General features: G+C 71.7%; 13 protein-coding genes. 4 read left to right on the plus strand and 9 right to left on the minus strand.

The features are described 5' to 3' along the window. Nucleotides 1–333 precede the first annotated feature (333 nt). Together AB4039_RS12235 and AB4039_RS12240 are read right to left on the minus strand one after the other, a co-directional pair. On the minus strand, nt 334–843 hold the full coding sequence (locus AB4039_RS12235; RefSeq protein ID WP_266844413.1) for a hypothetical protein: 510 nt from the start codon (nt 841–843) through the stop codon (nt 334–336). A gap of 273 nt (nt 844–1,116) precedes the next feature. Beyond that, a complete protein-coding gene (locus AB4039_RS12240; RefSeq protein WP_266844415.1) occupies nt 1,117–2,100 on the minus strand; it encodes an aldo/keto reductase in 984 nt (327 codons plus the stop codon). A 122-nt stretch (nt 2,101–2,222) separates the two neighbouring features. Here AB4039_RS12240 and AB4039_RS12245 point away from each other — a divergent pair, with 122 nt between their 5' ends. The 4 genes from AB4039_RS12245 (at nt 2,223) to AB4039_RS12260 (ending at nt 6,466) form a co-directional block, all read left to right on the plus strand. Next, complete coding sequence (locus AB4039_RS12245) at nt 2,223–2,852, plus strand: TetR family transcriptional regulator (RefSeq protein ID WP_266844417.1); 630 nt, start codon at nt 2,223–2,225, stop codon at nt 2,850–2,852. A 31-nt stretch (nt 2,853–2,883) separates the two neighbouring features. Beyond that, a complete protein-coding gene (locus tag AB4039_RS12250) occupies nt 2,884–4,104 on the plus strand; it encodes an aromatic acid exporter family protein (protein ID WP_266844419.1) in 1,221 nt (406 codons plus the stop codon). Between the two features lie 134 nt (nt 4,105–4,238). Next, nucleotides 4,239–5,633: an alpha/beta hydrolase family protein gene (locus AB4039_RS12255; RefSeq protein WP_442270702.1), complete on the plus strand. Its 1,395-nt coding sequence runs from the start codon at nt 4,239–4,241 to the stop codon at nt 5,631–5,633. Between the two features lie 77 nt (nt 5,634–5,710). Continuing rightward, entirely contained in the window at nt 5,711–6,466 is a 756-nt protein-coding gene (locus tag AB4039_RS12260) for a tRNA-dependent cyclodipeptide synthase (RefSeq protein WP_442270703.1), read from the plus strand. Nucleotides 6,467–6,472: 6 nt separating this feature from the next. Here AB4039_RS12260 and AB4039_RS12265 read toward each other — a convergent pair whose 3' ends face one another. The 7 genes from AB4039_RS12265 to AB4039_RS12295 all read right to left on the minus strand — a co-directional run bounded on the left by AB4039_RS12265 (nt 6,473) and on the right by AB4039_RS12295 (nt 12,091). After that, a complete protein-coding gene (locus AB4039_RS12265; protein WP_442270704.1) occupies nt 6,473–7,117 on the minus strand; it encodes a GTP-binding protein in 645 nt (214 codons plus the stop codon). Continuing rightward, a complete protein-coding gene (locus AB4039_RS12270; RefSeq protein ID WP_371680878.1) occupies nt 7,104–7,475 on the minus strand; it encodes a DUF742 domain-containing protein in 372 nt (123 codons plus the stop codon). The genes AB4039_RS12265 and AB4039_RS12270 overlap by 14 nt, the downstream gene beginning before the upstream one ends. Continuing rightward, nucleotides 7,475–7,879, minus strand: a complete 405-nt coding sequence (locus tag AB4039_RS12275) for a roadblock/LC7 domain-containing protein (RefSeq protein WP_266844427.1) — start codon at nt 7,877–7,879, stop codon at nt 7,475–7,477. The genes AB4039_RS12270 and AB4039_RS12275 overlap by 1 nt, the downstream gene beginning before the upstream one ends. Further along, nucleotides 7,876–10,239 carry a nitrate- and nitrite sensing domain-containing protein gene (locus AB4039_RS12280; RefSeq protein WP_442270705.1) on the minus strand — a complete coding sequence of 788 codons (2,364 nt, stop codon included), beginning with the start codon at nt 10,237–10,239 and terminating at the stop codon, nt 7,876–7,878. The genes AB4039_RS12275 and AB4039_RS12280 overlap by 4 nt, the downstream gene beginning before the upstream one ends. 257 nt (nt 10,240–10,496) lie before the next feature. Beyond that, a complete protein-coding gene (locus AB4039_RS12285) occupies nt 10,497–10,961 on the minus strand; it encodes a hypothetical protein (RefSeq protein ID WP_442270706.1) in 465 nt (154 codons plus the stop codon). Nucleotides 10,962–11,120: 159 nt separating this feature from the next. Continuing rightward, nucleotides 11,121–11,552, minus strand: a complete 432-nt coding sequence (locus tag AB4039_RS12290; protein ID WP_442270707.1) for an ATP-binding protein — start codon at nt 11,550–11,552, stop codon at nt 11,121–11,123. 266 nt (nt 11,553–11,818) lie between these two features. Then, nucleotides 11,819–12,091 (minus strand): GNAT family N-acetyltransferase, encoded by a 273-nt coding sequence (locus AB4039_RS12295; protein ID WP_442270761.1) that lies wholly within the window; start codon nt 12,089–12,091, stop codon nt 11,819–11,821. Between the last annotated feature and the right edge of the window lie 427 nt (nt 12,092–12,518).

The following is a 12,518-nucleotide window of genomic DNA, read 5'->3' on the forward strand; positions in this document are numbered from 1 at the left end:
ACTGCCGCCTCAAAGGCGACGGAGTGCACCAAGCCATGCTCGGCATCGCCCGCCTGCACAACCTCGCCCTCGCCGGATAAGCCAGCGGATCGCACCGCGACCGACCCTGCCCAGGGCGACTCAAAGATCATTTACGGGACAAGTCTTAGGTACCGCATGCACGAACGATCCGGACTTCTGGGCCCTGGTCCGAATTCCGGGCCCGAGGAGTCGGGCTGCCGGCGCCACGGGATCGACTGGGGCCGGGCTGGGCCCCGAGCGGAGCTTGGTGGATCCGCCCCGGGCCCAGGGGCGGCCGACGCCCGCCCCGTCGGCCACCGTTGCCGTCCCGGCTCAGCAGCCTCCGCAGTTGTAGTAGAGGACGTCCCAGTGGTTGCCCTCGTCCGCGTAGACGTTGCCCGAGCCGGACTGCCACATGGGAGCTCCGTCGCCGCGCAGGCCGATGTAGGAGAACGTGCTCTTGACGTAGTTGGTGAGGCACGAGGCCTTCGCGTAGTCGAGTTTGTAGCCGTTCCAGTGGGAGTACGTGCCGCTCGCGTGGCCGGTCTCGGTGCCGCCGGTGATGTTCAGGGCGCAGCCGGTGGCGCTCTTCAGCGTCTGGGCGCCCTGGGCCGTCGCGAGGTTGAGCTGGTCGAAGGACGTGCAGGTCGGGTTGTTTCGGTCCGAGCAGTTGCCCGACGAGGACCATGTGATCCCGGCCTGGCGGAACATCGAGGTCGCCGTCGCATGGCTGATCTTGGTCGCCGCGTGGGCCTGTGTCGTGCCTGCCAATGCTCCGAAGCCCGGTGCGAACAGCGCGCCGAGGAGGAGTAAGAGTGCGGTGACGACGGATCGGGTCTTCACGTGGGAAGCCTCCTGCTGGGTGAACACGAGCGGTGGGGGCCGTGCCCGTACGGGTCGGGCACCGCGATGGTGCCCGACCGGGCCGCCGTTGCGCCAGAGGGCCGCGTCCCATGCAGCGCGGCCCCGGCTCCCACCTCCCCGGCACGGCACCTTCCCCTGCCGCTACGGAGGCCCGCACTGCCCGGCCGCGGGCCTCGCCGCACGCCCCGCCGCCCGTGGCGGCCGGGCCCCCGAGGGCACCCTCCGTACGGCACGGCAGGGCGGGGGTGTCCATCAGCCGTTGAGGTTGTGCATGAAATCCGGGGCGTAGCGGTCGCCGGAGGCGATGCCGCGGGGCGCGACGGCTTCGATCGCGGCGATGTCCTCATCGGTGATCGTCACGCCGGTGGCGGCGATGTTCTCCTCCAGGTACCCGCGCCGCTTCGTCCCCGGGATCGGCACCGCGCCCCGGCGCAGCACCCAGGCGAGGGCCAGCTGGGAGGGGGTGACCTCCTTGGCCTCCGCGAGGCGTCGGACGGCGTCGACGACCGCGAGGTTGCGGGCGAAGTTCTCCCCCTGGAAGCGGGGGTCCGTCCGGCGGAAGTCGTCGTCGGCGAAGTCGTCGGGGCTGGTGATGGCGCCGGACAGGAAGCCGCGGCCCAGCGGGGAGTAGGCGACCAGGCCGATGCCGAGTTCGTCGAGGGTGGCCTGCACGCCGTTGTCCTCCAGGCCCCGCTCGAACAGGGAGTACTCGGTCTGCACGGCCGTCAGGGGGTGGACGGCGTGCGCGCGCCGGATGGTGGCAGCGGCGGCCTCGCTGATGCCGAGGTAGCGGACCTTGCCCGCGGTGACCAGCTCCGCCATGGCGCCGATGCTCTCCTCGATCGGCACGTCCGGGTCGACGCGGTGCAGGTAGTACAGGTCGATGTGGTCGGTGCCCAGGTGGCGCAGCGAGCGGTCGGCAGCACGGTGGATGTAGGAACGGCGGCCGTTGTGGCCCCGGACGGCGCCGTCGTCGTCGATCTCGATGCCGGTCTTGGTGGCGATGACCACCTGGTCGCGGCGACCGGCGACGGCCTTGCCGACCAGCTGCTCGTTGACGAAGGGACCGTAGCCCTCGGCGGTGTCCAGCAGGGTGACGCCCAGCTCCAGTGCCCGGTCGATGGTGGCGAGCGATTCGGTCTCGTCGGTGGCTCCGTAGAAGGCGCTCATGCCCATGCAGCCGAGTCCTTCGGCGCCGACCTGCAGTCCCTGGGAGCCGAGTGCGCGCAGTTCCATGGTGTTCTCCTTGCGGGGGAAGCGACGGGTCCAGCAGTAAGTAACTAACTGGTTATCTACACGATGCACGAGCCCCGCCCCACATGTCAATAACCAGATAGTTACTTGCTAGCCTGGGGGCCATGGCACGTGATTCCAGCGCAACGAAGGCCCGTATCCTCGCGGCCGCCTTCGACGAGTTCGCCGAGTACGGTATCGCCGGCGCCCGGGTCGACCGCATCGCCGACACGGCCGGGGCGAACAAGCGGATGATCTACGTCTACTACGGCAACAAGGAAGGCCTGTTCGACCAGGTGCTCCTGCAGGCCGTGGAGCAGGGCGCGGAATCGGTCCCCTTCGACGCGGAGAACCTGCCCCGCTACGCCGGTGCCATTTTCGACCACCTGACGGCCGACCCGCGACTCATGCGCCTGGTGATGTGGAAGCGGCTGGAGCGCCCGGAGGCCACCGCCCTGGAGGCGGAGGCGTACGCACGCAAGGCGGCCTCCCTGGCCGCGGCCCAGCGCGACGGGCTTGTCGACCCCACACACGACCCGGCCGACCTGCTCGTCCTGGTCCTCGGCCTGGCCCAGGCCTGGTACACCACGACCGGTGGTGGCGGGAACCCCGAAGAGCACCGATCCGGCCATCGTGCGGCCGTGGTCGACGCCGTTGCCCGTCTGGTCGAGGTCCGCGAGCCCGCCCCGCGGAACCCGGCCGCCCGAAACGAGGGCACCCCGCCCCGGCGGGGAGCCGGCGCCCTCGGGGTGTGATCGCGGGGCCCTACGGGGAACAGGCGATGGTATGCCGGAAGTCGCACATCCCCCCGCCCCTCCCCTCCTCCGCCGCCGCCTGCGCCAGCTGCTGTCCAGGCGGCGGGACCCCGTGGTGGTGCAGAGCGTACGGTCCACCGGGGCCGCGGTGGTGTCGTACGTCATCGCACTCCGGCTCAGTGACGAGCCCGCCCCGCTGACGGCCCCGCTCACGGCCCTGCTGGTGGTCCAGGTCACCCTGTACTCCACGCTCACCACCGGGGTGCGCCGGGTGAACTCCGTCGTGGCCGGGGTCCTGGTCGCGATCGGCTTCAGCGCGCTCGTGGGCCTTACCTGGTGGAGCCTCGGGCTGGTCATCCTGGCCTCGCTGGTGGTCGGGCACCTGGTCCGGGTGGACGAGTTCGTCCCGGAGGTGGCCATCAGCGCGATGCTGGTCCTCGGCGTCAGCCAGGTGGCCGCCACCGCCTGGGACAGAGTGCTGGAGACGCTGATCGGCGCAGTGGTCGGACTGGCGTTCAACCTGCTGTTCGCCCCGCCCGTCTGGGTGGAGCCCGCCAGCCGGGCGATCGACGACCTCGCGGCGCGCATGGCCACACTGATGACCGGCATGGCCGACGGGCTCACCGGACACACCACCGTCGCGGGGGCCGTCACCCAGCTGCACGAGGCGCGCCGGCTCGACAACGACATCGCCGGGGTCGACGCCGCACTGCGCCAGGCGGAGGACAGCCTGCGCATGAACCCCCGTGTACGGGAAGGGCTGATGTTCCGGCTGGTCCTGCGCACGGGCCTGGACACCCTTGAGATCTGCGCCGTCGTGCTGCGCGTCTCGGCCCGGGCGCTCACGGACCTGGCGAAGGCCCGCGAGGACGAGCCGATGTTCTCACCCGCGGTGACCCGGGCCCTTCAGGACCTGTTCGGGCACATGGCGCTCGCCGTCCACAGCTTCTCCCGGCTGATCACCGCGCAGGTCACCACGAACGCCGAGGAGCAGGAGGAACGGCTCACGCGGGAGCTGGGCATGGCACGGGAATGCCGGGACCTGCTGGCGAACCTGCTGCTGGAGCAGCTGCGCACCGCGCCCGCGCAATGGCAGCTGCACGGCGCTCTCCTCGCCGATGTGGACCGCGTGCTGGACGAACTCGACGTGGACAAGCGGTCCCACCGGCTCATGGAGGAACTGGACCGCCACTCCCGGCTGCGGCGAGGGCGCGGCGGCCGGCTCCCCGGTGTGCTGCGCCGCCGCGGGTGAACCGAGCGGCATCCTGCCGGCGGCCCCGTCCGGTTCACGTCGCAGCCCTCCTCGAACGCGCGCGACGGTAGCCGATTCGAGCCATTTCACCTCAACTAAAGTGAGGCTTACCTAAGTACCCCTGGGCTGTGCGCATGAACAAGATCATCCACAGGGCCGCCGCAGCCGCGGCGGCCGGGCTTCTGCTGCTGGGCGGCGCGGCGACGGCCACCGCCGGGACCGCCGACCGGGCCGACGCCCCCGCCGGTGCCACGCGCCTGGCGCTGCCCCGCCCCACCGGCCCCTTCGCCGTCGGCCGGGACACCCTCCACCTCGTCGACGGCAACCGCAAGGACCCCTGGGTCCCGGCCGCCGACCGCGAGATGATGGTGTCCCTCTACTACCCCGCCCTCGCGGACACCGGCATCCCGGCCCCGTACACGACCCTCGACGAGGCCCGCGCGCTGCTCACCTACCGCGGTGAGCCCTCCCGCCACGCCACCGCCGAACAGGTGGCCGCCGTCCGCACCCACGCCCGTGAGGGCGCGCTGCCGCGTACCGGACCCGGGCGCTACCCGCTGATCGTCCTCTCACCCGGCTTCACCCTGCCCCGCTCCTCACTCACCGTGCCGGCGGAGGACCTGACCTCGCGCGGCTACGTGGTGGCCGCACTGGACCACGCCTACGAGTCCGACGGCAGCACCTTCCCCGGCGGCCGACTGCTGGGCTGCACAGCCTGTGACCAGGTGTTCCCCGACCGGTCGCTGAGCCGGGTGTCCGAGGCCCGCGCCCGGGACGTGACGTTCCTGCTGGACCGGCTCACCTCGGACCGTCCCGCCTGGCGGCACGCCCGGCTGATCGACACCCGGCGCATCGGCATGGCCGGCCACTCCATCGGCGGCGCCTCCGCGGCCGCCGCCATGGCCGCCGACCCCCGCGTGGGAGCCGGGGTCAACATGGACGGCACCTTCTTCGCCCCGCTGCCCGAGGGCGGCCTTGGCAAGCGCCCGTTCCTGCTGCTCGGCGGTGACCCCGCCCTGCTGCCGCCCGACATCGAGGACACCAGCTGGGCGGACGCCTGGCCCCGGATGGACGGCTGGAAGCGCTGGCTCACCGTCACCTGCATGGGCCACCCCGGCTTCACCGACTGGCCGGTGCTCTCCGACCGGGCGGGCGCCCCCCACCCGGAGACCCCGCTTTCGGGCACCCGCTCGCAGCAGATCACCCGCGCCTACCACGGGCGACTTCTTCGACCGGCACCTCAAGGGCCTGCCCGCGCCGCGCCTGGACGGGCCGACGGCCGCCGACCCCGAGGTGCTGTTCCAGCGGAGCTGATCCGCCCTCCGAGGCCCCGGCACGACGGCTCACCGGCCTCGGGCGAGGTGCAGGGACTCGGTCGACTCCCGCAGGCGGGCGAGTCGTCCGTGCTGACCGCGATCGTGTCCGCGGGCGCGCCGGGACCCGGCTTTCACCCGGCCGGAGGAACGGTCACGAGGTCCGCTCGCCGGCGAAGGTCGCGGGGGCGTGCCGTTCGCGGCCGCACCGACTGAAGGAACGTTTCTGCCTCGCATGCCGTCAAGCAGGACGACTGCCCCTACCAGGCGACCCCTTCAGGCGGAAAACCACCATGGACCACCGGACCCTCCCCTCTGCTCCTTCGCACGCCTCCACCCGTCCGGCAACGGGACGCCGGACCCGCTACCGGGCCGCGATCCAATCGGTCTCCCCCGCGGCCCACCGGAGCACCTTCGAAGACCAGGAGGCGTGTTTCCTCGGCGTCAGCCTGGACAACAGCACCTTCACCCCGGCCAAGTTCGACAGCATGCTCCGGTGGATCTCCCCCCGCTTCAGCCGCTGCACCGTCCTCACAGGCGACGGCATCCACCGCCTCACCCTGGCCTCGACCCGCGGCATGGACCCCGGGCGGGCCCTCGAACACGCCCTCGATCTGGGGCGGCAGTTCGTCCGCGCCCAGCAGCCGGTCCTGGAGACGTACCGCGCGGCGACCGACTTCACCGTCGTCACCTGCAGCGAGGTCCAGGAGACCGAGGAGTACGCGGAGCACCACCGCCGCCTGCGTGCCCTGTTCACCCAGGACGCCGCTTTCCGCACCTCGGTGGAAGCCTCCGGGCGCGCCTTCCACGCCAAACACTCCCCCGCGGTCGGTGCCGCGGAACGCCGGCAGCGCGTCGACGCGTCCAGCTCCTACTTCCTCGAAGAGTCCGCCGTCTTCTGCTGCCTCACTCGCCGCGGCCTGCCCGTCATGGTCCACCCCGGACGGCTCGGCACCCTCGCCGACATCGCTGCCGGTCACCACCCCCGAGCCCCCGGCGAACTCCGCGACCTGACCCTCGTCGCCCTCCGCATCCAAGGCGGCCGGTGACCCCGGTCAGGGACGCGCCGTGCGGGCTTCGGCGCCGCCTCGGGCGCGGGGGTGTCCGGCCGGGGCTCCCGCCTGCGCGATGACCACGTCGAGCAGGGCCAGCAGGCAGTCGCGCGCTTCCGCACGCGAGCGGGCGTCCAGCAGGAGCACGGGGGTGGCGGGGTCCCTCAGCCGCAGTGCCGCGGCGATCTCCTCGGCGGTGTAAGGCTGTTCGCCGTGGAAGCAGTTCGCGCCGACCACGAAGGGCAGCCCCCGGCTCTCGAAGAAGTCGATCGCCGGGAAGCCCCGGTCCAGGCGGCGCGTGTCGACGAGCACGAGCGCCCCCAGGGCACCGTTGAGCAGGTCGTCCCACATGAACCAGAACCGCTCCTGGCCCGGTGTGCCGAACAGGTAGAGGACGACTCCGGCGTCGGCGAGGGTGATCCGGCCGAAGTCCATCGCGACGGTGGTCAGCGTCTTGGACTCGATCCCGTCGAGGTCGTCCACACCGATCCCCGCGGACGTGAGCCGCTCCTCCGTGCGCAGCGGCTCGATCTCGGAGACCGCCTCGACCAGGGTCGTCTTGCCGACTCCGAATCCCCCCGCGATGAGGATCTTGACGGGGGACGCTCCCTGGGCGGCGGGGGCGGCGGGGGTGTCATATCCGGGCAAGGTTGTCCCTGATTTTCATGAGCAGGTGGACATTGGTGGTCCCGGCGCCGTCCAGGGGCGGCCGGTGGTGGATCAGCCCGCGTTCCGCGAGTTCGCCCAGCAGGAGTTTCATCGGGGTGAGGCGCATGTGCATGCGGGCGGCGATCTCGGCGACCGCCAGTCCGCCCGGCGGCGCGCACATGGTGAGGACGGCCCGCCATTCGGTGGCCAGGCCGGTGTGGGCGTCGTCCCCGGCGACCGCCGCCACGATGGTGGTGTCCATCGTGAGGACGGTCTGCGGAGCGGCGGCCGTGCGGCCGTCGGTCAGCGCGTACAGCCGTGTCCTGCGGGGGCTTCGGCGCTGCGGCTCGTCCGGCATTACGACGTCGGCGCGGACGTGCGCTCGGGTGTTCCCAGCCACTCGCCGAGCGCCTGGGCGGTTCGCACGGCCTCGCCGCCCAGTTCGCCGAGCCGTGCCTTGCGGGAGGTCACCACGATGAGAGTGCTGCCTTCGCCGCACCCGACGACGCAGAGATACCGGTCGTCCATCTCGACCAGTTGGCGGATGACCCGGCCGCCGTCGATCTCCCGGGATATCGCCTTCATCGTGGCGGCCACGCCGGAGGAAGCGGCCGCGATGCGCTCCGCCTGGTCCCGCTCCAGCAGGTAGGCGCTGAGCTTGATCCCGTCGTTGGACAGGAGCACGGCTCCCTCGATGCCGGCGATCCGGCTCAGGTTGTTGTCCAGGATGCCGTACATCATGTCACTGGCTGTCGTCGTCATGGCCGATCCGTTCCGAGCTCTGCTTCCACTTTCCTGGTCCCCTCTTCGTAGTCCGCCCAGGCGTCGGCCACCTCTTGGGGTGTCTCCGCGTCCCGGTCGCCGGCTTCCGGCTCCGGGGCGCGGGGGCCCCGGAGTTGCCTGGTGAGGTGGGTCTGCGGGACGCGCTCGGGCAGGGCCGGCCTGGTACCGCCGGCGGGCGCGGCACGGGTGGGCAGCGACCGTGCGGGCAGGGGCGTCAGGGGGGCGGGGGCCGGCCGGGCGTCGGCACCGGGGGCGGGCTCGCGTACGGGGCCGCGTACGGGCTCTCGTGCGGGTTCTCGTACGGGCTCGCCTACGGGTTCTCGTACGGGATGGAGCACGCCGGCCGGACCCGGATCCCGCTCGGGCCTCGGCCCCGGCTCCGTCTTCCCTCCGGCAGGCGCCAGCAGTCCGCTCGGCAGGATCACCACGGCAGCCGTCCCCCCGTACACCGAACGCCGCAGCGTGACCCGGGCCTGCAGCTGGTCGGCGAGGTGRCCCACGACGAAGAGGCCCAGCCGGTGCGCGTTCTCCGCGAGGACGGAGTACGGCGGCGCCGAGTGCAGGCGCTCGTTCATGGCCTCGTACCCGGCGGCCGGGACACGGGGCCCGCGGTCCTCGATCTCGAAGGACAGCCCGTCCGGGACGAGTTCGGCGCGGACGACCACCTTCGCGCGGGGCGGCGAGAACCGCGTCGCGTTGTCCAGCAGCTCCGCCAGCAGGTGGCTGATCTGGCTGATCGCGTGGGGCTCCACGCTCGCCTCGTCCAGCGCCTGCCGTTCGATCCGTCTGAAGTCCTCGACCTCGGCGGCGGCCTCGCGGAGCAGGTCGGCGACGCGCATGGGCTCGGTGTGCGGGTCCGGGATGTCGCCACCGGCGAGGATGAGCAGGTTCTCGATCTGTCGTCGCATCCCCACCGTCAACTGGTCGGACCGCATCAACTGGGCCAGGAGCGCTTCGTCGTGACCGAAGGCGTCCTGGAGGTCCTCGGTCAGGCTCAGCTGCCGGCTGACGAGGTTTCCGGTGCGCGAGGCGATGCCCGAKGCGAACAGGCCGAAGCCGTGCCGCTCGGCGGCGAGTTGCCGGTGCCCGTCGACGGACGCGGCGACCACCCGGGCGAAGGCGTCGGCGATCTGCCCCACCTCGTCCCGGCGCCCGCGCACGACAGGCAGTGCCTGCGCGTCGACGGCCTCCCCGCGCTGGAGCCGGGCCACGACGTCGGGCAGAGTCTCCTCGGCGATGGCGACCGTACGGGTGTGCAGGCGGTTCAGCCGGCGCAGGACCGACCGCGTGGTGAGGACGACGACCCCGGCGACCAGCAGCAGGGCGCCACCGCTGGCCCCGACCAGCCAGTACACCTCGGCCTCCAGCGCCGAGGCCTTCTCGTCGGCGTGCGCGAGCACGCTGCGGGCCCGGTCCAGGTCGAGTGCGGCCAGCCCCGGCGCGACGGTGCGGTGCGCGGCGGGCCAGCCGTCGACATCGACCGGCAGCTTCACGCCGGTCGGGGTGTCCTTGTGGTTGGCGACGACCGCGTTCTCGATGCGGACCTTGGTCTGCCAGGCGTCCGAGCCGGTGAGTTTTTCGTACGACGCCAGTTCGGCGGCAGAGAGGTACGGCACGATCCAGGTCTCGTACAGGTACCGGTGGGTGCCGACCGCGTCCAGGAACTCGGAGAAGGCGGTGGCCGGCAGTTCACGGGACGGCCCCGCCAGCGCGAGGGCCGTGTCCTCGCGTGCGACCATCTCGGCGGCCGAGAACAGGGCCACGGCGGGCCTGCTCTCCTGGGCGAGTTCGGCGTCGTCCGCGTGGCTGAATTCATCCTGGTAGGCACGGATGATGTCGTCGATCACGTCCGTGTAGTAGCCGACGGCCTGTTCGGCGCTGCCGCTGTGGGCGTCCGCGCGTTTGCGGTACGAGGCCAGCAGGTCGAGCCGCCCGCTCACGGCGGCGAGGCGCCCTTCGCCCTGCCCGGAGCCCTGCGCCGCGTCGTCGCCGCCCGTACCCGGGAGCCGCCGGAACTCCGTTGCCGCCCGGTCCGTTTCGGCCCGCTTCTCGCGCAGGGAGTCGTCGGACACGGGTGAGCCCGCCCACCGCGCCGCCGTCATGGCCCGCTCGGCCTGCAGCTCGGTCATCAGGCTGACCAGCGGTACGCCGATCCGACGGCCGGCCTCCACGTCGGCGCGCAGGTGCTCCGACTGGGCCAGCAACCGCTGGGCGGTCACGGTGACCTGGGCCCCCATCGCCACCGTCGGGACGACGGCCAGGCAGACCAGCAACGTACGCAGGCGCACGGTGCGGCGGCGCCGCACGGGCGGCGGGCTCGGTGGGCCTTCGGTTGCCATCGCAGACATCGGTCCTCGGGAGCGGCGGAGACGGGACGGGCTGGGTGAGGGCATGGGGGGAACTGCCGACACGGCCCTGGGGGGTGAGGCTGCCGATCATATCCAGCCAGTCCGAATAAACGGAGACCTTACTTCCATACTTCTGCGTGACCAAGGCGCCGATTCCGCTTCCCGAACGGCCCCGGGCGTCAAAACGGCGCACACGCCGACGGGAACTCCGTCAGCGTGTGCGCCGCAGTACCTTGGCGCGGGCCTGCTCAGCAGGTGATCGTGACCTCGTGGACGACCGGCTTGGCCGGCCAGGGGAAGGAGGCCACGCCGAAGGTGGCGCGCACGGTCGAACCGCACGGGGCGGTGCCGGCCGCACCGCGCACCGCAAGCGCCGATGATGCGAAGATGACCGACCTCGTCTGCGTGACGGGCGGGTTGCTCCCGACGACCTCGGTGGACAGAGTCGTGAAGAGCTCCTTCGGCGCGGGCGCCGGGCCGCCGGGCGAGGGCGGGCCGGCGAGTCCGACCGTGCCGAAGAACTCGACGGTGGTGCCGGTGACATCGGCGCACACCCTGGTGGTCAGACCCGCCTGAAGACCCGAAGCCCCGCAGGAGGTGACGGTCTCGGCGGCAGCCGCAGGGACGGCCGCGGGGGCGGCGGCGAAGGCGGGGCCGACCGAAAGGACGGTCAGGCCTGCGGCGCCGACCGCCAGAAGGGTCAAGCGGTTCATCGGAATTCTCCTCGTCATCGCGGATCGCCGCCCGGTGACCCGCAGGCGGCTTCGTATGTCATGTGATATTTCACATGACATACGAATGCGAGATGGTCAGGAGTTGAACCGTTCCTGCCCACGCCGTGACACCTGCGCTGTGGACGGCTCACGGCCCCGTCACGGCCCCCGGGCCTCCCGGCCGTGCGGGGCGGRCCCGTCCGGCGGATGGAAGCACGCCGTGATCGCCTTGCCGCCGTGGAAGGCGTGGGCGTCCCATCCGTCGGCGAGGGCGTCGACGATGGCCAGGCCCCGGCCGGAGGTGGCCCGGGTGGAAGCCGGCCTGGGCGCGGGCAGCTCCGGGTCGTCGTCCGCCACGCTGACGTGCAGACAGCAGCCGTCCCAGGTCAGGACGAGCCGGGCACTGCTGTGGGCGTGCACGTGCGCATTGGTGACCAGCTCCGACACCGTGAGCAGGATGGAGTGGACGGTGTCGGGGGCGCCCCCGGTCCACGGCAGGGTCTCCAGATGGGCCAGACACCACCGACGGGCCTCACGGACACCCAGGCTGACGGGAATCGACCGGGCCCAACCCACCGCTCGTACCGGCACGCCCCCTCCTCACCCTCGCTCGACGCGCACGATCATCAGCTGCGGCCGGCCCGGTGGCGGGGGCGGTGCCCGTCCCCTCGGGTGACCAGCAACAGGGCCAGCAGCATCGGTGCGATCAGCAGAACCATGATCCCCACGGCGATCAGTCTCCTCACGATCGGTACCTCTTCGACGTGTTCGACCTGTTCGCGTGTTTCCGCAGGGCCCCGGCTGAAACCCCCGGCCCGCCGTCCGGCCCGGATTATTCGTCCGGGCGCTCAAGAACGTCAGGTGGTCACAGGGTGCAGTCGGGCGAACTCGTCGGCGAGCATGCCCATCATCACGACGTCGTGGTACCGGCCGGAGAGGTACACGAGCTCACGCAGTCGGCCCTCCTCCACGAAGCCGAGCTGACGGTGGAGAGCCAGTGACGCTTCGTTGTGGGCGAATGTCCGCACTTGGCACTTGTGGTACCGGTTCTCATCGAACATGAAGCGAAGCAGCAGGACCGCGGCTTCTGCCGCGTAGCCCTGACGACGGTGCTCAGCACCGACCGTGATGCCGTACTCGAACCAGCCCGCACGCGCGTCAGCCTGGTGGGAGCCGACGGCCCCACTATTTCCCCCGTGCCGACCGCTTCGACTGCCAGCTGGAAGCGGTCGGCATCGGGCGCGGCGGTCGCCCGTTCATTGGCCCAGACGCGGTATCCCTCGGCGGACCGGGGCGGGCTGACCAGGTCCCCCAGACCCTCCTCGTCCACCGCGAAACGCATGAACGCCGTGGCGTCATCAGGCTCGATACCGCGCAGTCGCACCCGCTTGCCCACCCAAAACGATGTCATCCTGTATTGGATCATTCCGGGCTTCTCGAGTCCAGGCTTCCAAGGCGCTCGCTGGGCCTGTGAACTGCACTTTCAGCGGGGCCGATCGAGCCGGTGGGCCGACCTCGTGGACGGGTCGGCCTTCTCACCGGGCGGGGGCGGGGCCG

The sequence above is a fragment of the Streptomyces sp. M-16 genome, from assembly GCF_052114405.1.
In the GTDB taxonomy this organism is placed as follows: domain Bacteria; phylum Actinomycetota; class Actinomycetes; order Streptomycetales; family Streptomycetaceae; genus Streptomyces.

Coding starts and splice junctions, on each gene's coding strand:
- AB4039_RS12245 (WP_266844417.1), top strand. CDS start 2,223: ATGGCACGTGATTCCAGCGCAACGAAGGCCCGTATCCTCGCGGCCGCC.
- AB4039_RS12285 (WP_442270706.1), bottom strand. CDS start 10,961: ATGAACCGCTTGACCCTTCTGGCGGTCGGCGCCGCAGGCCTGACCGTC.
- AB4039_RS12260 (WP_442270703.1), top strand. CDS start 5,711: ATGGACCACCGGACCCTCCCCTCTGCTCCTTCGCACGCCTCCACCCGT.
- AB4039_RS12240 (WP_266844415.1), bottom strand. CDS start 2,100: ATGGAACTGCGCGCACTCGGCTCCCAGGGACTGCAGGTCGGCGCCGAA.
- AB4039_RS12275 (WP_266844427.1), bottom strand. CDS start 7,879: ATGACGACGACAGCCAGTGACATGATGTACGGCATCCTGGACAACAAC.
- AB4039_RS12255 (WP_442270702.1), top strand. CDS start 4,239: ATGAACAAGATCATCCACAGGGCCGCCGCAGCCGCGGCGGCCGGGCTT.
- AB4039_RS12250 (WP_266844419.1), top strand. CDS start 2,884: ATGCCGGAAGTCGCACATCCCCCCGCCCCTCCCCTCCTCCGCCGCCGC.
- AB4039_RS12270 (WP_371680878.1), bottom strand. CDS start 7,475: ATGCCGGACGAGCCGCAGCGCCGAAGCCCCCGCAGGACACGGCTGTAC.